This is a genomic window from Microbacterium sp. CGR1, from assembly GCF_001266755.1.
Lineage (GTDB): Bacteria > Actinomycetota > Actinomycetes > Actinomycetales > Microbacteriaceae > Microbacterium.
Map to the genome: position 1 here is coordinate 1,374,505 of NZ_CP012299.1, position 22,156 is coordinate 1,396,660.

The following is a 22,156-nucleotide window of genomic DNA, read 5'->3' on the forward strand; positions in this document are numbered from 1 at the left end:
CGAACGCTACCCGGCCAACCGATAGCCGACACCGCGCACGGTCTCGATCAGATGCCGCTGACCCGCCTTCTTGCGGATCGCGCCGACGTGCACCTCGAGCGAGTGCCCGAAGCCGCGCCAGTCGGTGTTCCAGACCTCGCGGATGAGTCTCTCCTTCGGCACGGCGACGCCGGGGTACCGGGCGAGCACCGCCACGATGTCGAATTCCTTGCGAGTGAGTTCGATGGGAGCGCGTCCGATGATCACCTGCCTGGCGACGAGGTCGATCTCGATCTCGCCATCCTGCAGACGTACGCGCGCCTCGGATTCCGGCCGCACGGGTCGAGAGCGTCGTGTGACCGCCTCGATCCGGGCGAGGAGCTCGTGGACGTCGTAGGGCTTGACGACGAAATCGTCAGCGCCGGCACGCAACCCTCTGATGCGCTCCGTGACCTGGTTGCGTGCGGTGACGATCACGATCGGCACCTCGGAGCGTGCGCGGATCCGACGGCAGAGATCGATGCCGTCGACGTCGGGCAGACCGAGGTCGAGGAGCACCACCTCGGTGTCCGCACCCAATTCCTGCAGCGCGGAGGCTCCGTCCGCGGCTCGCACGGTGGCGTACCCGGATCGCGCGAGGAAGGCCTCGAGTGCAGCGGCGACACGCTCGTCGTCCTCCACGATCAGAATCTGCATCGACCCTGGGTCCCCTTCTCCGCTCGAGCAGGGACAAACCTACCAGCAGGACGGGCGGCCGCTCGTCCGCCGGAGATCAGGCCGAGGATGCCGCCCGCTGCGCGAACGCGCTCTCGTACAGGCAGACGCTCGCTGCCGTGGCGAGGTTCAAGGATTCGGCGCGGCCGAAGATCGGCAGCTTCAGCACCTGGTCGGCCTGCGCGAGCGCCTCGTCCTCGAGACCGCGCGCCTCATTGCCGAACAGCCACGCCGTGGGCTCGGCGAGCACTCCGTCCGCCCGGGCATGAAGGAGATCCTCGCCCTTGACGTCCGCGGCCAGAATCCGGAGTCCAGCGGCGTGAGCCTTCTCGACCACATCCGAGAGCTCTGCGCCTACGGACACGGGCAGATGGAACAGCGAACCTGTGGTGGCGCGCACGACCTTCGGGTTGTAGGGGTCGACCGTGCGGCCCGTCAGCACGACGGCGTCGGCTCCCGCCGCATCGGCGGCCCTGATGATCGTGCCGAGGTTTCCCGGGTCCCTGATCTCCTCGCAGATCGCCACCAGACGGGGGGATGCCGCGAAGATGTCTCGCACCGACGTGGGCGCCTGCCGGACGACGGCCACCAGCCCCTGCGGAGTGACCGTGTCGGCCATCGCGTTCAGCACGTACTCCGTGACGTACTCCACCTCGATGCCGGCGTCCGATGCCTTCGCGCGGATGTCCGGATGCTTCTCCCAGCCGGTCGGGGTCGCGAACAGCTCCACGATCGCCTGAGGACTGTAGGTCAGCGCCTCGCGAACCGCCTGGGGACCTTCGAGGAGGTAGAGCCCTGTCTCTGCGCGCGCGCTGCGCTTGGTCAGCTTGGCGACGGCACGGACTCGGGGCGAACGGGGGTTCTCCAGCACGTTCACAGTCTAGAGAACGGCAGGACCGTTCCTGCGCAAACGCCGGGCGAACGACAGAGGACGCCCTCCCGAAGGAGAGCGTCCTCTGTGGTGAAGAGCTGCTTACGCAGCCGACTTCGGAGCGTTGACGTCGGAAGGCAGAGCCTTCTTCGCCGTCTCGACCAGCGTCGTGAAGGTCGCTGCATCGTTGACCGCGAGGTCGGCGAGCATGCGACGGTCGACGGTGACGCCCGCGAGACCGAGGCCCTGGATGAAGCGGTTGTACGTGATGCCGTTCTGGCGTGCAGCGGCGTTGATGCGCTGGATCCAGAGACGACGGAAGTCGCCCTTGCGCTTGCGACGGTCACGGTACGAGTAGACCAGCGAGTGGATGACCTGCTCTTTGGCCTTGCGGTAGAGGCGCGAACGCTGACCGCGGTAGCCGGAGGCGCGCTCGAGGATGACCCGACGCTTCTTGTGGGCGTTTACCGCCCGCTTGACTCTTGCCATTTTCCTGTGTTCCTATCGTGCGTTCGGGCGCGTCAGCGACCGAGAAGCTTCTTCGCGACCTTGGTGTCAGCCTTCGACAGCACCTGGTCCTGGTTGAGGCGGCGGGTGCGACGGCTCGACTTGTGCTCGAGGTTGTGGCGCATTCCGGCCTGCTGCTTCTTCAGCTTGCCGCTGCCGGTGATCTTGAAGCGCTTCTTAGCACCCGAGTGGGTCTTCTGCTTCGGCATCTTCTCTTCCTTCGTATGGCGCCTTCTCAGGCGACGGTGTCAACCCGCGGTGCGGGAGTCTGGGGGCGGGAGTTACTCCGCTGCGGCCTCGGCCGGCTCGTCGGCGTCGGTCTTGGCTTCGCGGGCGGCCTGCTTGTTCGCTGCGCGCTGGGCGTCGCGAACCGCATTCTGCTCCTGCTTCGCCTCGGACTTGCTCTTGAGCGGAGCCACGATCATGACCATGTTGCGGCCGTCGATGGTCGGGTTGGACTCGACGGTTCCGAGTTCGGCGACATCCTCGGCGAACTTGCGGAGGAGGCGGACGCCCTGCTCGGGACGCGACTGCTCGCGACCACGGAACAGGATCATGGCCTTCACCTTGTCGCCGGCCTTGAGGAAGCCCTCGGCGCGCTTGAGCTTCGTCGTGTAGTCGTGCGCCTCGATCTTCAGTCGGAAGCGGACCTCTTTGAGGATGGTGTTCGCCTGGTTGCGGCGAGCTTCCTTCTCCTTCTGGGCGGCTTCGTACTTGAACTTGCCGTAGTCCATGATCTTGACCACGGGCGGCTTCGAGTTGGGCGCGACCTCGACGAGGTCGAGATCTGCTTCCTGCGCAAGGCGCAGCGCCGCCTCGATGCGGACGACGCCGATCTGCTCACCCGCGGGACCGACGAGGCGGACCTCGGGGACGCGGATGCGCTCATTGGTGCGGGGATCGCTGATGCGTAGCTCCTTAGACGATGGGATTCGGCCACCAGGATGCTGTCAGCACCCCGGGCGAAATCAGAATCGTCCCACCCACCGGCATTCAGACGCCGGCTCCGCACCCTGCCTGCCGGACCCCGTCTGACGACGCGATCCGGTGGAGTGCAAGACCCGGTAGCCTGGAACGGCAAGCGCGGGTGGGAAGTGAATCCTCTTTCGTACCGGAGCATGACGCTCCGGAGCCCGACAAAGTCTAACAGAAGGCAAGGCGAAGTGACGAACCAGGCATCGGATGAGGCTGCACGCGAGCGCGAAGAGCGCTGGGCACGGCAGGAGGAGGCGGCGTCCTCCGCCACGCGGGACATCGCCGATGTGCCGGCGGTCGAGGTCATCACGACCGCAGCCGTCCACCTCATGAGTGCCGCGGCGGTCAAGCTCGGCCTCGCCGACGACCCGCACGCGGCGGAGCAGCTCGACCTCGATGAGGCGCGCAAGCTCATCAACGCCCTCGCCGGGCTGATCACCGCCGGCGCACCGGAGATCAGCGACATGCACGCGCGGTCCCTCCGAGACGGGCTGCGCTCGCTGCAGCTCGCGTTCCGCGAGGCGTCGACCATTCCCGACCCGATCGGCAAGGGTCCGGGCGAGAAGTGGACAGGCCCGGTCAACTAGGGACTGCCGGCCGCTGCGGCTGACCGGTCGGTGGCAGCACCGAGCCGGTCAGGCCGAGCGACGCAGCTTCACGGTGAGAGAGTCGGCGAGCACCGCGATGCGATCATCCGCCGCCCACCGCTGCGCCAGGCGCGCGAGCACGGCATCGAGCACCTCGCGCTCGAGCCCGTCGACCAGCTCGAGGATGACGATCAGTTCCGGTCCGCGTAGACGGGCGTCCGGGTCTCCGGCCGCGACGGCGACGTCGATCACGGCGAGTTCATGCGCGACACTCTCCTGCAGAGCAGTGAAGACCTCGGGCGAGAGGAAGCTCGGCTCCCACCGATGACCCTGCGCGACCGCCCACACCGCGGGACGACGGAGGACGAACTCGGTGTCGGACGTCGGGTCGAGAACGATCAGATCCGTCTCCTCCGCCGACGCTGCGAGAGCGGCGCGCACGGCTTCCACCGGGATCGGACGGGCCGTCGCGTCCCAGCGCTGCATCGCCTCGACCGACGAGAACACCGGCTGCACGCGACGACCGTCGGGAGCCGCGACCGTCACGATCGAGAGCTCCTGAGTCTTGTCGACAGCGAGACCGCTCGGCGCCACGCCCTCCTCGCCCTTCTCGGCGATGAGCGGGATCAGGACCCGCGCCGAACGGAACGCGTCGACGACCTCGGTCTGAGCACCGTCGCCCGCCCGAAAACGCAGCAGCGCGTCGAGCAGAACCGGGTCGGCCGATCCGTCGTCGGCGGCATGAGGGTTCGACTGGAAGCTGCGGCCTTCCCAGGGCACACCGGCCGAGTCGCCCCGATCGCTGGACGGGTGCTCGTGCGACCCATGACGGTCGTGGGGACCGTGGTCCCCGGCGTCGTCAGTCCCCTGCGACATCCAGCGCCTCAGCCAGCGTGAACGCGCCGGCGTAGAGTGCCTTGCCGACGATGGCGCCTTCGACGCCCAGCGGCACCAGTTCGCGGAGCGCCACGATGTCATCGAGGTTCGAGATGCCTCCGGATGCCACGACGGGCTTCGGGGTGCGGGCTGTGACCTCGCGCAGCAGCTCGAGGTTCGGTCCCTTGAGGGTTCCGTCCTTGGTGACGTCGGTCACGACGTAACGGCTGCAGCCGGCATCCTCGAGGCGCTCGAGCACCTCCCAGAGGTCGCCGCCCTCCTTCGTCCACCCGCGAGCGGCCAGCGTCGTGCCCCGGACGTCGAGCCCGACAGCGATCGCTTCGCCGTAACGGCTGATCACGTCGGCGGCCCACTCGGGGTTCTCCAGCGCGGCCGTGCCGAGGTTGATGCGGGTCGCACCGCTCTCGAGAGCCGCCTCGAGCGTCGCGTCGTCACGGATGCCGCCGGACAGCTCGACGTTGACGTTCTTGAACTGCTTGATGACCTTGCGGAGGATCGGTGCGTTGCTGCCGCGTCCGAAAGCGGCATCGAGGTCGACGAGATGGATCCACTTCGCCCCCTGTGCGACCCACTCCCCCGCGGCGTCGAGCGGGTCGCCGTAGCTGGTCTCGGTGCCGGCCTCACCCTGAGTGAGGCGGACGGCCTTGCCCCCGGCGACATCGACGGCGGGAAGAAGAGTGAGAGCGGGAGACTGCGCGAAGTCGTTCATGACGTCCTCAGGTGAGATGGAGAGACCGATTCGTCGGCACGAGAATCGACACTAGCCCGCGTATCGGCCCGCTCCAAAACGATGACAGCAGAGAACCTCCCGTGCCACGCGGTAGCCTCGATGACGCCCCTGTTTCGGTGTGTGAGGAGATGTTCCATGGTGCGCGATGCGGATGCGCGAGGAGGCGGACCCCTGCGACGCGGGAATGCGCTGCCTCCCGAGACTCCGGATGAGCGCGCTCAGATGCCGGCTGGACCCGACGCGGAGCCCACAGCCCCGCACCCCCGACCGGCACCCCAGGCCGCCCCTGCGCCGGGAACGCGAGCCGCAGCGGCATGGGCAGCAGCCTCCGCCGCAGCTCCTCCTTCCGATGATGCGCGGCCGGCCACGCCCGCTGTGCCGATCTCCGCACCGCCTTCGGTCCCCGCTGCGCCACCCGCCGCCCCTGCAATACCGCCCACGCCCTCAGCCGCATCGCCCGCAGCCCCTGCGGTACCGACGACGCCAGCACCTTCCGGAGCGCCCGCTGCGACCGGATCGCTTTCGACCGCGTGGTCGGAACAGCAGAGCTCTTCGACTCAGGACAGCACCGTGCGGCCCGCCGTTCCGGCGGCCACGGCGCCGCGCCCCCAGTCTTCCGACGTACCGCCCGCTCCGCCGCTGCCGGTGCCCGCCTCGGCCCCGTCCGCGCCCAACGCCGCCGCTGCAGAGTCGGCGTCCTCGGCATCCTCGCGTCGTCAGCAGCGCGAGCAGGGCGTGGGGCGTCGCTCGTTCCTTCAGGAGGAGCGCCGCGAGGAGCCAGCGCGTCAGGGCGGACGCGGGCTGCTCAACCGCGTCGGGTTCACCCTCGGCCCGAGCGCTCGCGAACGCGCAGTCCGCGACGACGAGCACGCGGTGAGCCGCCACTGGCCGGGCCCCCGCACCGTCGCTGTCGTCAACGGGAAGGGCGGGGCGGGAAAGACACCGGCCACCGTGCTGCTGTCGGCGGTCTTCGCGCAGTACGGCGGCGCCGGGGTTCTCGCGTGGGACAACAACCAGACCCGCGGCACCCTCGGCTGGCGCACCGAGACGGGGGCGCACGATCGCACACTGCTCGAACTGCTTCCGCAGACCCAGCGCCTGCTGGGAGCCCAGGGACAGTCAGCCGACCTCGCGCACTTCGTGCATCACCAGCCGCAGGAGAAGTACGACGTCCTGCGGTCGAAGCCCGTCCGACTGGCCCACGAGAATCGGCTCCGGCCCAGTGACGTCGACTCCATCCACGCGATCGCGGCCAAGTTCTACCGTCTGATCATCATCGACTCCGGCAACGACGAGTCCGATCCGATGTGGCTGCGGATGATCGACCTCGCCGACCAGATCGTCGTGGCGACGACGACACGTGACGACCATGCCGAGGCCGGGGCGCTGCTGCTCGAGGCACTCGAAGACCGCGACGAGCGATCCGCACGGTTGGCTCGCGAGTCAGTGGTCGTCGTGAGCCAGGCGGACCCGAAGGCATCCCCCGCCGAAGTCGCAGACGTCATCGCCGGATATCAGCCGCTCGCGCGCGAAGTCGTCGGCATCCCCTTCGATCGGGAGATGGTCGACGGTCACCTCCGTCTTCGTGCACTTGCGGCGCCGACGCAGCGGTCGTGGCTCTCTGCCGCGGCCGCTGTCGCCCGAGGCTTCTGAGCCGTTCGGCAGTGGACCCGACGGATCGGTCGTCCGAGGTTCGGATCGACGGCGGCTCAGCGGGCTGCCGACGCGTCAGGACCGAAGGCTGTCGACCCAGTTGCGGAGCAGCTGGATTCCGGCCTCGCCGGACTTCTCAGGATGGAACTGCGTCGCGGAGAGCGGCCCGTTCTCGACCGCGGCGAGGAACGGATCGCCGTAGGTCGACCACGTGAGCACCGGCTGAGGGAACGGCGGGATGACATCGAGCTCCCACGACTGCGCGGCATAGGAGTGCACGAAGTAGAAGCGTTCGTTCTCGATGCCCTTGAACAGCACCGATTCGGCGCCCGGCTCGACCGTATTCCACCCCATATGCGGCAGCACCGGCGCGTTGAGCTCCGTGACCGCTCCCGGCCATTCGCCGAGACCCTCGGAATCGTGCCCGCGCTCGACACCGTGCGCGAACAGAACCTGCATGCCGACGCAGATGCCGAGCACCGGGCGCCCGCCTGCGAGCCGGCGATCGATGATCTCGTCGCCGCCGTGCGCGTAGAGCGCATCGCGCACGGCCTGGAACGCGCCGACCCCCGGCACCACGAGACCGTCTGCCTCGAGCGCTTCCTTGCGGTCGCGCGTCAGCACCGCATCAGCACCGGCGGCGATGAGCGCCTTGACAGCCGAGTGGACGTTGCCGGATTCGTAATCGAAGACGGCGACCCGGGGAGCCCTGCTCACAGCGCGCCCTTCGTCGACGGGATGCCGTCGACCAGAGGGTCGAGGGCCTTGGCCTGGCGGAACGCCCGAGCGAATGCCTTGTACTCGGCTTCGGCGATGTGGTGGGGGTCGCGGCCCCCGAGAACGCGCACGTGCACCGTGAGTCCCGCGTTGAAGGTGATGGCCTCGAACGTGTGGCGCACGAGCGAACCGGTGAAGTGGCCGCCGATGAGGTGGTGCTCGAAACCGGCAGGCTCCCCCGTGTGAACGAGATAGGGACGCCCCGAGATGTCCACGACAGCCTGAGCGAGCGCCTCGTCGAGCGGCACGAGAGCGTCGCCGTATCGCGAGATGCCGGACTTGTCGCCCAGCGCTTCACGGATGGCCTGACCGAGAACGATCGAGATGTCCTCCACGGTGTGGTGTGCGTCGATCTGCGTGTCCCCCGAGGCGCGAACCGTGAGGTCCGTGAGCGAGTGCTTCGCGAAAGCCGTCAGCATGTGATCGAAGAACGGCACCGACGTGTCGATACGGCTCGCACCGGTGCCGTCGAGGTTCAGCTCGAGCTCGACGGTGGACTCCGACGTGCTGCGCACACGCGTGGCGGTGCGCGGGGTCTGGGCGGGGCTGCTCATGAAGCCGATCCTATCGAGGCGAGGGCATCGAGGAATGCCGTGGTCTCCGCCTCGGTGCCCGCGGTGACGCGGAGGTGCCCGGGGATCCCGACGTCGCGGATGAGAACACCCTGCTCGTAGAGCTGCTGCCAGACCTTCTGGGGCTCTGCGACACCCCCGAACAGGACGAAGTTCGACCAGGACTCATGCGGGGTGTACCCCAGCGCCTCGAGCGTCGCGGAGATGCGATCCCGCTGCTCGACGATCTCCTCGACCATGCCGAGCATCACGTCGGAGTTGCGCAGAGCGGCGACGGCTGCGGCCTGCGTGAGAGCGCTGAGGTGGTACGGCAGGCGCACGAGCCGCAGAGCGTCGATGAAGGCAGGATCCGCGGCGAGGTACCCCACGCGGGCACCCGCGAAGGCGAAGGCCTTGCTCATCGTGCGGGAGACGGCGAGCCGCGGTCGTCCCTCGAGAAGGGTCAGAGCCGATGCCGCGTCGTGCGGCGCGAACTCCTGGTACGCCTCGTCGACGACGACGATTCCGTTCGACGCCTCGTACACGGCTTCGACGACGTCGAGGCCCAGCGGCGTGCCTGTCGGATTGTTCGGCGAGCACAGCAGGATGACGTCAGGATCGACATCTCGCACCTGCGCTGCCGCCTCTTCGGGGGTGATCGTGTAATCGGGCTGCCTGGTGCCGGCGACCCAACGCGCTCCGGTGCCCTTCGAGATCAGCGGATACATCGAGTAGGTCGGGGCGAAGCTGAACGCCGTGCGGCCCGGCCCTCCGAACGCCTGCAGAATGTGCTGAAGGACTTCGTTCGACCCGTTGCCCGCCCAGATCTGAGCCGGTTCGAGACCATGACCGAGATACTCCGCGAACCCTTCCCGGAGCGTGGTGAACTCGCGATCCGGGTAGCGGTTGACATCGCGGAGCGCGACCGCGATGTCGTCCAGGATGTCACTGGCGACCGCGTCGGGAACCGGATGCGTGTTCTCGTTGACGTTGAGTGCGATCGGAAGAGGCGCTTGCGGCGCTCCATAGGGCGTGAGCCCTCGGAGGTCGTCGCGAAGAGGGAGGTCGGCGAGTGATGCAGTCACCCTTCCCATGGTAGGCCGCCTTCACTACACAGACGCCCGTGGTGACGGAGTGTGAACGCGCATCCGCGCCGCACCGCTCGATCGAACGGCCCTCACGGGTTCATTCCGAATACTGCGCCGGAATCGCCAGCTCCTGGCCGATCTGCAGCTCGCCGCCGCGCAGCAGGTTCAGACGCGTGATGTCGCCGATCACGTCGCGCGGATCCGCGCCGGGGGCCACGCTCTCAGCGATCGACCACAGCGTGTCGCCGGGCATCACCGTCACCGTCGCGAACGATGCCGTGGCAGTCTGCTCGCCTGAGGCCATCGCACTGCCGCCGCTGAGTGCGGCGAATGCGATCCCGGCTGCGAGCGGCACGGCCGCGACAGCGAGAACGACACGTCGACCGCGCGCCGTCAGCTTGAGCCGCGTCGCCGGACGAGCCGGAAGGACTGCTGCACTGCTGAAGGTGATGGTGCTCATGTCGTGCTCCTCTGCATCTACCGCGTGGGCGGTGAAGTTGGCGTAGCGTTCGCATTCGCGCCTCGGCCGGGAGCCGTGAATGCGAACCTACGTTCCGAAGTTATCTTCGAATTCGAACATCTGTCAAGCGTTCTTCGAAACAGAAGTCCGGGAATCGGCCGACACGCTCGAACAGATCTTCCACTTCGGCGCGATTCTCGGATACGGTTTCGATGTCAACACCCCACCACGGGCCTCCGACATTCGAACTGAGACGCCGGAATCGCACACCTGAGGAGCACCATGAGCGACATCTCCGCCCCCGACGCCGACGTCCCGCGCACCCGTCGCCGCAAGAGCCTGAGTCCCAAGCAGATGGCGATCCTCGAGGTCATCCAGGCGTCGATCAGCCGTCACGGGTACCCGCCGAGCATGAGAGAGATCGGCGACGCCGTGGGCCTCAAGTCGCTGTCCAGCGTGACCCACCAGCTCGGCCAGCTCGAGCTGAGCGGATATCTGCGACGCGACCCCGGCAAGACCCGTGCCATGGAAGTGCTCATCGACCTCCCCGGCACCAGCGGAGAGAATCCCGCCGATGTGGCGACCCCCGTGGGCGATGCGGCGCTCGTGCCGCTCGTCGGCCGCATCGCCGCAGGTGTCCCGATCACCGCCGACCAGCAGGTCGAGGAGATCTTCCCGCTCCCCCGGCAGCTCGTCGGCAAGGGCGACCTGTTCATGCTCAAGGTGTCCGGCGAATCGATGATCGATGCGGCGATCTGCGACGGCGACTGGGTCGTGGTGCGGTCGCAGAGCAGCGCCGAGAACGGCGAGATCGTCGCCGCCATGCTCGACGGCGAGGCGACGGTGAAGGTTCTCCGTCGACGCGACGGCCACACCTGGCTGCTGCCTCGCAACTCCGCATTCGAGCCGATCCTCGGCGACGAGTCCGTCATCCTCGGCAAGATCGTCGCCGTGCTGCGCGCGGTCTGACTCCCCTCCCACCCTGCCGGTGTCGGCGGGCGTCGACGCACCATAGGCTCGAACCATGTCGTCGCCGTTCGGTACCTGGACCTCTCCGTTCACCCCCGACCGGATCGCCGCGTCGTCTCCGCGGATCGATGGCAGCGCCTTCGTGGCTGACGAGATCTGGTGGGGTGAGTCGATCCCTGCCGAGGGCGGTCGCCTGACCGTGCGAAGTTCGACGGGTGCCGAGATCCTTCCCGCGCCATGGAGTGCTCGGTCTCGCGTCCACGAGTACGGCGGCGGGGCGTGGACCGCGGATGCCGACGGCACGCTGTACTTCGTCGATGCCAAGGATCAGCGCGTGCACCGCATGCCCCGCGGCGGTGTCCCCGTTCCTTTGACACCCCCGGGCCCGGCGCACGGCGGTCTGCGTCTGCAGAGCGGCCGCCTGTTCGCCGTGCGGGAGGATCTGTCGGTCTCCCCTCACCGACGCGCCATCGTCGAGATCCCGACCGACGGGTCGGCATCCGACCGGCCTGCGCTGTTGAAGACCCTCGTCGAAGGCGAGTCGTTCTACGCTCATCCGGCACTGTCTCCCGACGGTTCTCGTGCAGCGTGGGTCGAGTGGTCCGGCGATCGGATGCCGTGGCAGCGAGCGTCGTTGGTGATCTCGGACGGCACCGCGCGCACAGAGCTGTCCACTCGCGCCGCGCTGCAGCCCGAGTGGACGGCTGACGACGAGATCGTGTACTCCGACGATCCCTCGGGCCGCTGGGCTCTGCACCGACAGCGTGTCAGCGGAGCCCAGGCGGTCGGCACGGCGGAGCAGATCATCGACGACGACGCCGACACGGGATACGGCCTCTGGGTGCTCGGCAATCGCTGGTACCGCCCGCTCGCCGACGGTCGCGTCGTGGCTGTGCGCACGAACGGTCGCGACCGGGTCGTCGTCATCGACCCCGACGGCAGCGCCCACCGCATTCCCCTCCCCGCAGACGGCCACGTGAGTGTCGACGATGTCGCGGGCTCCCGCGTGCTGCTCTCCGGAAACAGCTCGACGACAGAACCCGGGGTCTGGTGCGTCGACGTCGACACGGGTCGCGTCGAGGCCGTCGCGGGAGCTGCGCCGACCGATCCTGCGTGGATGCCGCCCGCATCCGAGGTCCTGGTCGACGGCTCGCACGGGCCCGTCCATGCCTTCGCGTACCCGCCGACGAATCCCTCGGCCCACGCTCCGGCCGCGGATGACGAGCTCCCGCCCTACATCGTGCTCGTCCACGGCGGCCCGACCGCGCATGTGACCGGCGCGGCGTCCGCCGCCGTCGCGTTCTGGACGAGCCGCGGCATCGGCGTGCTCGACGTCAATTACGGCGGATCGACGGGCTACGGCCGTGCGTACCGCGAACGGCTGGACGGCGGATGGGGCGTGGTCGACGTCGACGACGTGATCGCAGCGGCCCGCGGCCTCGCCGATGCTGGGCTCGCGGATCCCGCCCGCATCGCGATCAGAGGCGGCTCGGCGGGCGGTTGGACAGTGCTCTCGTCGCTGGTGCGGGGAGGGACGTTCGCCGCGGGGATCAGCCGATACGGAGTGGTCGACCTGCAGATGCTGAGCGCGCACTCCCACGACTTCGAGGCGCACTACATCGAGGGGCTGGTGGGTCCGCTGCCCGAGGCGGAGGCACTCTACGTCGCGCGTTCGCCCCTGACACACGCCGACCGGATCGACGTGCCGGTGCTGCTGATGCAGGGTGCGGACGACCGTGTCGTGCCACCCGCACAGTCCGAGGCGATCCGCGATGCGCTGGCGACGAGTGGTGTGGAGCACGAGTACGTGCTGTACCCGGGTGAGGGCCATGGCTTCCGGTCGAGCGAGACGATCATCGACGCCCTCGAGAGGGAGCTCGCTTTCCTCGGACGCGTGTTCGGATTCACGCCCGCGCGCTGATCACTCCCCCACGCGGTTGCGCAGGCGCATCGCGCGCTCGGCTTCGCGGGTGTCCTGACGCTCGCGGAGGGTCTGGCGCTTGTCGAACTCGCGCTTTCCCTTGGCGAGAGCGATCTCGACCTTGGCGCGACCGTCGGAGAAGTACAGCTTCAGCGGGATCAGCGTGTAGCCGCCGGCGGAGACCGCGTGCTGCAGCTTCGCGATCTCCTCACGGTGCAGCAGCAGCTTGCGGACGCGCTTCGCCGAATGGTTGGTCCAGTGGCCCTGCGAGTACTCCGGGATGTGCACCGAGTCGAGAAAGACCTCGTTCCCCTTGACGAACGCATATCCGTCGCTCAGGTTCGCGCGCCCCTGGCGCAGTGACTTCACCTCGGTGCCGGTGAGCACCATCCCCGCCTCGTACGACTTCTCGATGTTGTAGTCGTGACGTGCGCGACGATTGGTCGCGACGACCTTCTCCCCGCGTTCCCTGGGCATGATTCTCTCCTGATCCGCGTCGCGCAATGGTTCCGGTGCCCGTCACGGGCGCACGACAGCCTGTCAGTCTATACCGGCGCGCGGGTCAGGTGCGAAGCCAGCGACGGATCGCGAAACCCGCCGACAGCGCGGCGAGCACGACGCCGATGCCGATCAGCACCGGGACGACGACGGCAGCGTCCTGCATCGACACCCAGGTCGTGATGAACGGCACGCGTCCTCGGAGGTAGCCGTCGACGCCGAAGTGGACGCCGGCGACGACGGCCGCGCTTGCGAGGGCCGAGCCGAGGAAGGCAGCGAAGACGCCCTCCAGGACGAACGGCGTCTGGATGAAGCGGTTGGACGCCCCCACCAGGCGCATGATCCCGATCTCCTTGCGTCTGGCGTACGCGGAGAGCCTGATGGTCGTGCCGATCAAGAGGATGGCGGCGATCAGCATGAGCGCTGCGATACCGACCGCGATGTAGGTCGCGACCGTCAAGGCGGAGAACAGGGGTTCGAGGTACTGGAGCTGATCCTGGACCTGCTCCACCCCCGCGACACCGTTGAACGCCTCGGAGATGACCTGCGACTGGCCGGGATCCTTCATGGTGACGAAGAAGACCTCGAACGCCTGCTCGGGCGAGATCACGCTCGCCTGGTCCTCGCCGAGCTGATCGACGAGCTTGGCGTAGGTGTCTTCCTTGGAATCGAAGCTGACCTCGCTGATGAGAGGAGCGAGCGCCTCGCCGTCGAGCTGTGCTCGCACGGCGTCGACCTGCTCCTCCGAGGTGCCGCCGTCGACGCAGGTGTCCTGCTCCGAGATGTCGGAGCACATGTAGACGGCGACCTGCGCCCGCTCGGTCCAATAGCCGCGCATCGTGCCGATCTGCGCCTGCATCAGGATCGCGGCGCCGACGAAGGTCAGCGAGACGAATGTCACGAGCACGACGGAGATGACCATCGAGATGTTGCGACGAAGCCCTCCGAGGGCCTCCGCGAGGATGAGTCCGATTCTCACGACGTCGGCCCCACTTCTTCCGTGCCGTCGTCGGACAGACCGAGTCGATCGGCCACCCCGAGCTCGGCGACGTCGACCTGCGGCAGCACGATGGGATGCGTCCGCGCCGCGAGGGCGACCGCCGGCTGCTCGTCTATCACCGGCGGCTCGATCGGCGCCGCCTGAGCCTCGGGAGTCTCGGATGCGGTCGGGACGGCGTCTGCGGACGCCGATTCCGCCTTGCGCTGCGCGCTGAGCTCCTCAGCGAGCGCGGCGCGGACCAGCGAGAGGTCGGCGGTCTGGCGCTGCACCTCCTGCACAGCAGTGAGTGCAGCGGCCGCGGCGGCACCGCGCACCTCCTCGGGAACCAGACGCGGGATGTTCGACGTGTCTCCGTAGCCGCCGTGCACCTCGTCTCGCACCATCTCGCCATCGCGAAGTTCGATGACCCGACGCTGCATCTGGTCGACGAAGCCCGCCTCGTGTGTCGCCATCAGCACGGTGGTGCCTCCGGCATTGATCCTGGCGAGGAGCTGCATGATGTCGACCGACGTCGCCGGGTCGAGGTTTCCGGTCGGCTCGTCCGCGAGCAGGACCTGGGGGCGATTCACGAGCGCCCGTGCGATCGCGACGCGCTGCTGCTCGCCGCCGGAGAGCTCGTGCGGCATCCGCTTCTGCTTCCCGTCGAGTCCGACCAGCGCGAGCGCCTCGGGCACGGCCTGTTGGATGAAGCCGCGCGACGAGCCCGTCACCTGCAGAGTGAAGGCGACGTTCTGGTAGACGGTCTTCGACGGCAGCAGTCGGAAGTCCTGGAACACGGATCCGATGTGGCGGCGGAAGTACGGCACCTTCCGGTTCGCAAGCGAACGCAGATCGCGGCCGAGCACGGCGACTCGACCCGTCGTCGGCACGTCCTCGCGGAGGATGAGTCGCAGACAGGACGACTTGCCCGACCCCGACGCGCCGACGAGGAAGACGAACTCCCCGCGCTGCACTTCGAAGTCGACATCGGACAGAGCGGGCCGCGAGGTCCCGCGATAGCGTTTCGTGACGTTCTCGAACCGAATCATGGCGGTTCGAGCCTAAGCGCGCACCCTCGTCTGCCTGCGAGCGACACCCCGCTCGACCCCCCTGCGTGTCGCACTCCACTGCTATACATGGAGGTGCCGATCCGTGCCGTCAGCATGGACGATACTCCGAGGGGGAACCATGACGACGCCTGCAGGCTGGTATGACGACGGATCCGGGCGTCAGCGGTGGTGGGACGGCACCCAGTGGACCGAGCACTTCGCCCCCATCGTGGAATCCGCCCCGTCTGCAGCAGGCGAGTCGGCCGGCGGTCTGACCGGCGAAGCGACCACGGACCGGGGTTCCGAGTCGGCTGACGTATCGGGCCACTCCTCGTCCGACGCGATTCCCGATTCGGCAGCAGCCGCGGAGACGGCCGCTGCGATCGAGTCGGTCGCCGCGGTCGAGAGCCAGTCGTGGAACACGCCCGCACCCTCCGACTCCCGCGCCGACGCGGAGACTCCGGCCGAGCCGTCCGCCCACCAGGACGCGGGCGCCGCGCCCGCATACGGCGCGCCCGTGACCGATGCCCCTGTCGACGAGGCCGGCACCACGCATGAGCAGGGTTCCACCTCTCCGGAGTCCCCGACGCCGACCGACGACATCGTGCCCCCGTATGCGAACACCGCGGGTCCCTCCGAAGGTGGTGCACCCTCCTACCCGGGCACCGTAGCCCCCTCGTATCCCCAGGAGTACCCCGCCGCGCCCGCATACCCGGGTTCGGCGGCACCCTCACCCTCGTACCCCGGCGCCGCCGCGTACGCTCCCGCCGGACAGCAGTACGGTGCGCCCGCCGGATACCCGCCCGCATACGGCGCCACGACCCCGGTGGCTCCGGCCCGCCCGTCGGTCCTCGGGCTCGTCGGGCTCGGACTCGCGGCGCTCGGAACGATCCTGTCGTGCATCCCGGTGATCTTCTGGCTCGGATGGCTCCTGCTCGGCGTGGGCTTCATCGTCTCGCTCATCTCGCTCTTCCTCAAGGGCAGGAAGTGGCCCGGTATCTCCGGACTCATCCTCTCGATCATCGGCGCGATCATCGCGGTCGTCATGTTCTTCGTCATCGTCTTCGCGACGGTGTCCGAGGCCGTGCGCGATCTGCCGTCCGCGCCGCCGTCGAGCGATTCCGACACCGGAACCGACGACGGCACGACCGACGACGGCACGGGGTCCGCGCAGGTCGAAGAGGGCACGATCGGCGACACCGTCGCACTCACCTTCCTGGGCGGGAGCGGCGAGATCACTGTCACCGAGGCGCGCTGGGCGACCAGCGACGGCTCGAGCGTCCCCTCGACCAACGGCGGTTACGTGACCCTCGAGACGACGTGGACCGGTGTCGAGGGCACGACGGCCGCGAACCCGCTGTTCACCTCTCTGGAGACGGCAGAGGGAGTCGAGGGTCAGGTCGACTTCTTCGTGACGGGCGCACCGAACGAGCTCCTCGACCCGGGGCAGACGGTCAGCGGCCCGATCACCTTCGACATCGCCCAGAGCGAGTCCTACGTCTTCGTCGTCACTGACGAGGCCGGACGCGACATCGCGCGCATCGACGTCGCTCCGTCGGCCGGCTGAGACCCGAGCGGAACGGCGATCATGACGGTCCCGGCAGGGTGGTACGACGACGGAGCGGGCCGGCAGCGCTGGTGGGACGGCGCAGTCTGGACTGAGCACACCGTGACCACCGAGACGTCGTCCGTGGCGAACACGCCACAGGAGCACGGCCAGCATGCCACGGAGGAGCCCACGGTCGCCGCATCGGCGGACCCGATCTTCGAACCGCCCTATGCCTGGCAGTCGTCGAATCGCTCCCCCGGGGCCTCCGCAGAGGTGCCGCAGTACGGGCGCGCGTCGATGCCCGCGACCTCGGCAGGCGTCGTCGCCTCCCCCGATGCGACGGCAGGGTTCGGGTCGTACGGCCCTGTGCCTCCGAAGGCGAACACGAAGGTCTCTGTGCTCGGCATCATCGGTCTCGGCATGGCCGCGCTCGGAGTGGTCCTCTCGTGCATCCCGCCGATCTCGATGGCTGGTGGGGTTCTGCTCGGGATCGGATTCGTGCTCTCGCTGATCTCCCTGTTCCTCCGGGGTGCGAAGTGGCCGGGAGCGGTGGGCATCGCGGTGGCCGTGCTGGGTGGTGTCGTCGCGATCGCCATGATGCTGCTGACCCTGGGCTCCTCGGGGCTGTCGTCGATCGTGCCGACGTCCACCTCGACCCCTCAGGCGACCCAGAGCACAGAACCCGACGACACCGCCGAAGGCTCTCCCGGCAGCGCGGGAACCGAGACCGTGACGGTCAACGAACTCGAGGTCGGTCACTGCATTCCGCTCATCGAATGGGAGGAAGAGGTGTACGAGCTTCCGATCGTTCCGTGTGACGCGCCGCACACCGACGAGGTCTATTTCATCTTCGATGTGCCACAGGGCGAATTCCCCGGGGACGACGAACTGCAGACCATCGCGGCCGAGAGGTGCGACGCCGCTTTCGGGGAGTTCGTCGGCATCCCCTACGCCGATTCGGAGCTCGACAACTACTGGTTCGTACCGACTGAGTCGTCATGGAAGCGGATGAACGACCGCGCAGTCCAGTGCATCGTGATCAGCTACGACGAGATCACGGGCACCCTCGAAGGCGCCGACCGCTGAGACGAGCGTCGCTCAGTCCTCGTCTTTGCGCTTGCGCCAGCGGATGCCGGCCGAGATGAACCCGTCGAGATCGCCGTCGAACACGGCGGCCGGGTTGCCCGACTCGTGTCCGGTGCGGAGGTCCTTCACGAGCTGCTGACCGTAGAGGAAGTACGAGCGCATCTGGTCGCCCCAGCTCGCCGTGATGTTTCCGGCGAGCTCCTTCTTCTTCGCGGCTTCCTCCTCCTTCTGCAGCAGCAGGAGTCGGGTCTGAAGCACGCGCATCGCGGCAGCACGGTTCTGGATCTGCGACTTCTCGTTCTGCATCGAGACGACGATGCCGGTCGGAAGGTGAGTCAGGCGCACGGCGGAGTCGGTGGTGTTGACGGACTGCCCGCCGGGACCCGACGAGCGGAAGACGTCGACTCGGATGTCGTTCTCGGGGATGTCGACCTCGGTCGCCTCCTCCATGAGAGGGATGACCTCGACGGCGGCGAACGACGTCTGCCGCTTGTCCGCCGAGCCGAACGGACTGATGCGGGCGAGGCGGTGCGTCCCTGCCTCGACCGACACCGTTCCGAATGCGTAAGGAGCGTCGATCTCGAACGTCGCCGACTTGATGCCGGCACCCTCGGCGTACGAGGTGTCGAGAACCTTGACGGGATACTTGTGGCGCTCGGCCCAGCGCAGGTACATGCGCATGAGCATCTCGGCGAAGTCGGTGGCGTCGTCGCCGCCTGCACCCGAGCGGATGGTGATGATGGCGGAGCGCTCGTCGTACTCGCCGTCCATCAGCGTCTGCACCTCGAGCTGATTGATGATCTCGGTGAGCGCGTTGAGCTCGGCGCGCGCTTCGACGGCGGAGTCCTCATCGCCCATCTCGTTCGCCAGGTCGACGAGAACCTCAAGATCGTCGAGTCGACGACCGATGCCCTCGACTCTGGCGAGCGCCGACTGGCGGTGGCTCAGAGCACTGGTCACCTTCTGGGCGCGTTCGGGGTCGTCCCAGAGGTCCGGCACGCCGGCTTCCTCGCTGAGGCGCGCGATGTCGGAGCGGAGGGTCTCGACATCGATGACCTCGCGGATGTCACCGTAGGTGAGTCGCAGGGCCTGGATGTCGGCGGAGAGATCGAGTTCGAGCATGTCGCGTCCAGCCTAACGTGCCGCCCCTGCGGGCGGGGACGGCGTTCGAACGGGAGTAGCGTGAATTGGGTGAGCAGCGCATCCACGGTCCTCAGGCGATTCGGACCGATGGTGTACCTCCCGACCGTGCTGTTCTCGCTCGGTGAAGGCGCGGTGATCCCTCTGATCCCGGTGATCGCTGCGCGGATGGGCGCCGACGTCGCCTTCGCCGCCCTGGTGGCGTCCGCCCTGGTCGTGGGTCAGCTGTGCGGCAACCTTCCTGCGGGCTGGGCCGTCGCGCGCATCGGCGAGCGCTTCACGATGGTGATCGCGGGTGCGATAGCGATCGTCGCCGGCGTCGGAATGGTGTTCGCCCCCTCGCTGGGCGTGCTGGCCGCCTCCGTGTTCCTCCTGGGGTTCTGCGCGGCTGCCTTCGGCCTGGCGCGTCATGCGTTCATGACGACGAGGGTTCCCCTCGCGTTCCGTGCTCGCGCGCTCTCGCTGCTCGGTGGCAGCTTCCGCCTCGGAATCTTCATCGGGCCGTTCGTCGCCGCTGGGCTCCTGCAGCTGTTCGGTTCGGAATCAGCCGCGATCTGGTTCTTCCTGGGCTGTCTCGTCGTGATGGTGCTGCTCGTGCTGCTGGGCCCCGATCCCGCGAAGACGATCGCCCCGACGACCCCTGTGCGCACCGCCGCACTCGCGGATGATTCCGGCGAACCGGTCACGGGCTCGATTCCGACGACCGCGCATGCGGGCATCTTCCGCACGATGTGGCAACAGCGCAGCGTGCTCGGACGACTGGGACTCGCCGCCGCGTCGCTGTCCGCGGTGCGATCGGCACGTCAGGTCGTGCTTCCCCTGTGGGGACTCTCACTCGGACTCGACGCCTCGACCATCGCCCTCGTCGTCGGAATCTCGGGAGCGATCGACTTCGCCCTGTTCTACGCCAGCGGCCAGGTGATGGACAGGTTCGGGCGTCTGTGGGCGGCTATGCCGGCGATGGTGCTGATGGGCGCGGGGTTCCTGGCCCTCTCCTTCACGCACGACCTGGAAGCCGCGGTCCTGTGGTTCGGCATGTTCGCCGCCGTGCTCGGGGTGGGCAACGGGCTCTCGAGCGGCATTCTGCTCACACTCGGCGCCGACGTCGCGCCGAAGGAGGAGCCCGCCGCGTTCCTCGGCTCGTGGCGCACGCTGACGGATGCCGGCGGAGCGGCCGCTCCGCTGCTGGTGTCGGCGATCGTCGCGATCGCGTCACTGCCGATCGCCGCAGCGGCGATGGGTGCGATCGGCCTGATCGGCGCGGGTGGATTCATCCGCTGGATCCCGCGTTTCGTTCCGCGCAGCACACAGGAGGAGTCATGACCGCTGCCCTCCGCGCAGACGTGCGCCGCCTGGTCGTCGCGGCTCCGTCGTCGACGGATCACGATCGCGATGTCGCGGCCGACTTCGCGACGTTCTTCGCCGACGATCATGGGCCGGTCTCCCGCGACGACGGTCCCGATCACGCGACCGCTTCGGCGCTCGTGTTCGACCGCTCACTCACTCGCACGCTGCTCGTCTTCCACGCCAAGGGGCAGTTCTGGGTGCAGCCAGGCGGACATCTCGAACCCGACGACACCTCTGTGGCGGATGCCGCTCTGCGCGAGCTGCGGGAGGAGACCGGTGTGGACGTCTCCGCCAGCGCGGAACCGCTCGTGTACGACCTCGATCATCACGCGCTGTCCTCGGCGTTCGGTCGGTGCGCATCCCATCTCGACATCGGGATCGGCGTCGTCATCAGCGACGATGCCGACCTGATCGTGAGCGACGAGTCGGAGGACGTGCGCTGGTGGGCGATCGACGCGCTGCCGTCGCAGGTGCCGCAGGGCTTCGCCGGGCGGGTGCGACGACTGCGCGATCGTCTGGTGAGCTGACGTCGCATCCGGCGGAGGTCGCCCTCGTGCAGGTCGACCCGAGCGAACGATCACCCCAGAGCGGTGCGACTCGTCCCCGTCGCCTCGAGGCGCACCCCGTCCGTCACGAACAGTGACACGAGCGGCGGATGCCACAGGGTCGAGACGGTCACGCGTGCTGAGTGCCCGTCGGGGCTCGACGCTGAATCGAGGTCCACGGGTGACGGCAGCGCGGCGAGCAGTGCGTCGACCTGCTCTCTGACCCCCTGATCGGTGAGGTCCGCCCGTGCCGTCGTTCCGTCCACAGCCAGGGTGAAGCCGTCCGCTCCGGCGAGCGCTGCGGCGTCAGCGATCGCATCCAGCCGCTTCTGCGAGATGTAGAGGTCGGTCGCGCAGACGCTCACGAAGATGAGTGCGAGCGCCAGCAGGGCATAGCCGAGCGTCAGCAGCAGCACGCTTCCGTCGTCACTCGCCCCTCTCATCCCGTGCCCCACAGGCGAGAGACCTTCTGGACCGCCGACCCCTCGACTCGGATCGCGGCCGCCGAGTCCGATCCGAAGACCGCCGGCATCAGTGGCAGGGACACCGACGTCGTGACCGTGACGGTCACGACGGCGCCTGCCGACGGACACTCCGTCCCGACGGGCACGCACGCCACAGACACCTCGGTCGATTCCTCGTCGATGCCGTACTGATCGGTGACGTCGGCGAGCACGAGCTCACTCCGCACTGCTGCAGTGGCGGCATCCGGTGCGAGCACGATCGTGCGCGCGACGTGGCGCGCGGCCGCCCCGACTCCCAGTGTCTGCTCCTGAATCGCGCCCAGCGCGATGATCAGGTAGACCAACGGCACAAGCAGGATGACGCCCACCGTGATGAATTCGAGTGCCGCCGAACCCTCGTCATCGATCATCGAAGGACTCTTGCGGCGCATGCGCCTGCACCTCCAACGCGAAGGGCACCCCGAGCAGCCCGATCACGGGGAGCGTCGTTCGGACGCGCACCTCGATCGTCGCGCGATCCAGTGCCGTCGATCGAACGGCCGTCACATCGTGGGCGTACTCGGCCCCGACCGCGAGGGTGATCGCCGCGCGGGCGCGCTCCACGCCCTGTTCCATGGGCGTGTCTGCCAGGGCCGCGTAGTAGGCCCCTTCGACCGCCGCGTCGTGCACGACATTGCGCACGTAGACGGCGAGCGCGAGCTGCATGACAGCGAGAGTGAGAAGGGTGAGGAGCGTTCCCACGAGCACGAACTCCACGGGACTCGATCCGCGTTCATCGCCGAGAAGGCGCCGCGGTAGATCGACAGTCATCAGGGAGACC

At 68.2% G+C, this 22,156-nt stretch carries 26 protein-coding genes; 8 read left to right on the plus strand and 18 right to left on the minus strand.

Annotated elements, in window-relative coordinates; genetic code table 11:
* Window positions 1-6: 6 nt before the first annotated feature.
* The 5 genes from AKG07_RS06580 to infC all read right to left on the minus strand — a co-directional run bounded on the left by AKG07_RS06580 (window position 7) and on the right by infC (window position 3,003).
* Window positions 7-675, minus strand: coding sequence for a response regulator transcription factor (locus AKG07_RS06580; protein WP_053096904.1), 669 nt, complete (start codon window positions 673-675; stop codon window positions 7-9).
* A 76-nt stretch (window positions 676-751) separates the two neighbouring features.
* Window positions 752-1,564 carry a TrmH family RNA methyltransferase gene (locus AKG07_RS06585; RefSeq protein WP_053099176.1) on the minus strand — a complete coding sequence of 271 codons (813 nt, stop codon included), beginning with the start codon at window positions 1,562-1,564 and terminating at the stop codon, window positions 752-754.
* 102 nt (window positions 1,565-1,666) lie between these two features.
* A complete protein-coding gene (gene rplT / locus AKG07_RS06590; protein WP_045252681.1) occupies window positions 1,667-2,053 on the minus strand; it encodes a 50S ribosomal protein L20 in 387 nt (128 codons plus the stop codon).
* 32 nt (window positions 2,054-2,085) lie between these two features.
* Window positions 2,086-2,280 carry a 50S ribosomal protein L35 gene (rpmI, locus tag AKG07_RS06595; RefSeq protein ID WP_017828564.1) on the minus strand — a complete coding sequence of 65 codons (195 nt, stop codon included), beginning with the start codon at window positions 2,278-2,280 and terminating at the stop codon, window positions 2,086-2,088.
* 72 nt (window positions 2,281-2,352) lie between these two features.
* The gene (gene infC, locus AKG07_RS06600) at window positions 2,353-3,003 is read right to left on the minus strand and encodes a translation initiation factor IF-3 (protein WP_072591506.1); all 651 of its coding nucleotides are present in this window, start codon (window positions 3,001-3,003) and stop codon (window positions 2,353-2,355) included.
* Window positions 3,004-3,234: 231 nt separating this feature from the next.
* On the opposite strand from infC, the gene AKG07_RS06605 reads away from it, so the two are divergent.
* A complete protein-coding gene (locus tag AKG07_RS06605; RefSeq protein WP_053096908.1) occupies window positions 3,235-3,633 on the plus strand; it encodes a DUF1844 domain-containing protein in 399 nt (132 codons plus the stop codon).
* Between the two features lie 48 nt (window positions 3,634-3,681).
* On the opposite strand, the gene AKG07_RS06610 is transcribed toward AKG07_RS06605, so the two are convergent.
* Window positions 3,682-4,509 (minus strand): SseB family protein, encoded by an 828-nt coding sequence (locus AKG07_RS06610; RefSeq protein WP_053096910.1) that lies wholly within the window; start codon window positions 4,507-4,509, stop codon window positions 3,682-3,684.
* The gene (gene priA / locus AKG07_RS06615; protein ID WP_053096912.1) at window positions 4,493-5,239 is read right to left on the minus strand and encodes a bifunctional 1-(5-phosphoribosyl)-5-((5-phosphoribosylamino)methylideneamino)imidazole-4-carboxamide isomerase/phosphoribosylanthranilate isomerase PriA; all 747 of its coding nucleotides are present in this window, start codon (window positions 5,237-5,239) and stop codon (window positions 4,493-4,495) included. The genes AKG07_RS06610 and priA overlap by 17 nt, the downstream gene beginning before the upstream one ends.
* A gap of 591 nt (window positions 5,240-5,830) precedes the next feature.
* Here priA and AKG07_RS06620 point away from each other — a divergent pair.
* The gene (locus AKG07_RS06620) at window positions 5,831-6,913 is read left to right on the plus strand and encodes a MinD/ParA family ATP-binding protein (protein ID WP_201778473.1); all 1,083 of its coding nucleotides are present in this window, start codon (window positions 5,831-5,833) and stop codon (window positions 6,911-6,913) included.
* A 75-nt stretch (window positions 6,914-6,988) separates the two neighbouring features.
* Here the strand turns inward: AKG07_RS06620 and hisH are convergent, their stop codons facing one another.
* The 4 genes from hisH to AKG07_RS06640 all read right to left on the minus strand — a co-directional run bounded on the left by hisH (window position 6,989) and on the right by AKG07_RS06640 (window position 9,789).
* Window positions 6,989-7,630, minus strand: coding sequence for an imidazole glycerol phosphate synthase subunit HisH (gene hisH, locus AKG07_RS06625; RefSeq protein WP_053096916.1), 642 nt, complete (start codon window positions 7,628-7,630; stop codon window positions 6,989-6,991).
* Window positions 7,627-8,244, minus strand: a complete 618-nt coding sequence (hisB, locus tag AKG07_RS06630; protein WP_053096918.1) for an imidazoleglycerol-phosphate dehydratase HisB — start codon at window positions 8,242-8,244, stop codon at window positions 7,627-7,629. The genes hisH and hisB overlap by 4 nt, the downstream gene beginning before the upstream one ends.
* Window positions 8,241-9,335 carry a histidinol-phosphate transaminase gene (locus tag AKG07_RS06635; RefSeq protein ID WP_171821927.1) on the minus strand — a complete coding sequence of 365 codons (1,095 nt, stop codon included), beginning with the start codon at window positions 9,333-9,335 and terminating at the stop codon, window positions 8,241-8,243. The genes hisB and AKG07_RS06635 overlap by 4 nt, the downstream gene beginning before the upstream one ends.
* A 91-nt stretch (window positions 9,336-9,426) precedes the next feature.
* The gene (locus AKG07_RS06640; protein ID WP_053096921.1) at window positions 9,427-9,789 is read right to left on the minus strand and encodes a LysM peptidoglycan-binding domain-containing protein; all 363 of its coding nucleotides are present in this window, start codon (window positions 9,787-9,789) and stop codon (window positions 9,427-9,429) included.
* Window positions 9,790-10,071: 282 nt separating this feature from the next.
* Here AKG07_RS06640 and lexA point away from each other — a divergent pair, with 282 nt between their 5' ends.
* Both lexA and AKG07_RS06650 read left to right on the plus strand, forming a co-directional pair.
* Complete coding sequence (gene lexA / locus AKG07_RS06645; RefSeq protein ID WP_053096923.1) at window positions 10,072-10,758, plus strand: transcriptional repressor LexA; 687 nt, start codon at window positions 10,072-10,074, stop codon at window positions 10,756-10,758.
* Window positions 10,759-10,813: 55 nt separating this feature from the next.
* The gene (locus tag AKG07_RS06650) at window positions 10,814-12,679 is read left to right on the plus strand and encodes a prolyl oligopeptidase family serine peptidase (RefSeq protein WP_053096925.1); all 1,866 of its coding nucleotides are present in this window, start codon (window positions 10,814-10,816) and stop codon (window positions 12,677-12,679) included.
* Here the strand turns inward: AKG07_RS06650 and smpB are convergent, their stop codons facing one another.
* The 3 genes from smpB to ftsE form a co-directional block, all read right to left on the minus strand.
* On the minus strand, window positions 12,680-13,156 hold the full coding sequence (smpB, locus tag AKG07_RS06655) for an SsrA-binding protein SmpB (protein WP_053096927.1): 477 nt from the start codon (window positions 13,154-13,156) through the stop codon (window positions 12,680-12,682).
* An 85-nt stretch (window positions 13,157-13,241) separates the two neighbouring features.
* A complete protein-coding gene (gene ftsX / locus AKG07_RS06660; protein ID WP_053096929.1) occupies window positions 13,242-14,156 on the minus strand; it encodes a permease-like cell division protein FtsX in 915 nt (304 codons plus the stop codon).
* The gene (gene ftsE / locus AKG07_RS06665; RefSeq protein WP_053096931.1) at window positions 14,153-15,205 is read right to left on the minus strand and encodes a cell division ATP-binding protein FtsE; all 1,053 of its coding nucleotides are present in this window, start codon (window positions 15,203-15,205) and stop codon (window positions 14,153-14,155) included. The genes ftsX and ftsE overlap by 4 nt, the downstream gene beginning before the upstream one ends.
* Window positions 15,206-15,344: 139 nt before the next feature.
* Between ftsE and AKG07_RS18035 the strand changes: the two genes are divergently transcribed.
* Complete coding sequence (locus tag AKG07_RS18035; protein ID WP_053096933.1) at window positions 15,345-16,772, plus strand: DUF2510 domain-containing protein; 1,428 nt, start codon at window positions 15,345-15,347, stop codon at window positions 16,770-16,772.
* 21 nt (window positions 16,773-16,793) lie between these two features.
* Window positions 16,794-17,840: a DUF2510 domain-containing protein gene (locus AKG07_RS06675; RefSeq protein ID WP_053096935.1), complete on the plus strand. Its 1,047-nt coding sequence runs from the start codon at window positions 16,794-16,796 to the stop codon at window positions 17,838-17,840.
* A gap of 12 nt (window positions 17,841-17,852) precedes the next feature.
* Here the strand turns inward: AKG07_RS06675 and prfB are convergent, their stop codons facing one another.
* Window positions 17,853-18,962, minus strand: coding sequence for a peptide chain release factor 2 (gene prfB / locus AKG07_RS06680; RefSeq protein WP_053096937.1), 1,110 nt, complete (start codon window positions 18,960-18,962; stop codon window positions 17,853-17,855).
* Between the two features lie 108 nt (window positions 18,963-19,070).
* On the opposite strand from prfB, the gene AKG07_RS06685 reads away from it, so the two are divergent.
* Window positions 19,071-20,303, plus strand: coding sequence for an MFS transporter (locus tag AKG07_RS06685; protein WP_053096939.1), 1,233 nt, complete (start codon window positions 19,071-19,073; stop codon window positions 20,301-20,303).
* Window positions 20,300-20,854, plus strand: a complete 555-nt coding sequence (locus tag AKG07_RS06690; RefSeq protein ID WP_053096941.1) for an NUDIX hydrolase — start codon at window positions 20,300-20,302, stop codon at window positions 20,852-20,854. Before AKG07_RS06685 ends, AKG07_RS06690 begins: the two co-directional genes overlap by 4 nt.
* Window positions 20,855-20,904: 50 nt before the next feature.
* On the opposite strand, the gene AKG07_RS06695 is transcribed toward AKG07_RS06690, so the two are convergent.
* Genes AKG07_RS06695 through AKG07_RS06705 form a run of 3 tightly spaced genes read right to left on the minus strand, consistent with a single transcriptional unit; the run spans window position 20,905 to window position 22,146 of the window.
* On the minus strand, window positions 20,905-21,315 hold the full coding sequence (locus AKG07_RS06695) for a hypothetical protein (RefSeq protein WP_053099177.1): 411 nt from the start codon (window positions 21,313-21,315) through the stop codon (window positions 20,905-20,907).
* A complete protein-coding gene (locus tag AKG07_RS06700) occupies window positions 21,312-21,746 on the minus strand; it encodes a TadE family protein (RefSeq protein WP_233277342.1) in 435 nt (144 codons plus the stop codon). Before AKG07_RS06700 ends, AKG07_RS06695 begins: the two co-directional genes overlap by 4 nt.
* The gene (locus AKG07_RS06705) at window positions 21,736-22,146 is read right to left on the minus strand and encodes a TadE/TadG family type IV pilus assembly protein (protein ID WP_053096945.1); all 411 of its coding nucleotides are present in this window, start codon (window positions 22,144-22,146) and stop codon (window positions 21,736-21,738) included. Before AKG07_RS06705 ends, AKG07_RS06700 begins: the two co-directional genes overlap by 11 nt.
* Window positions 22,147-22,156 lie beyond the last annotated feature (10 nt).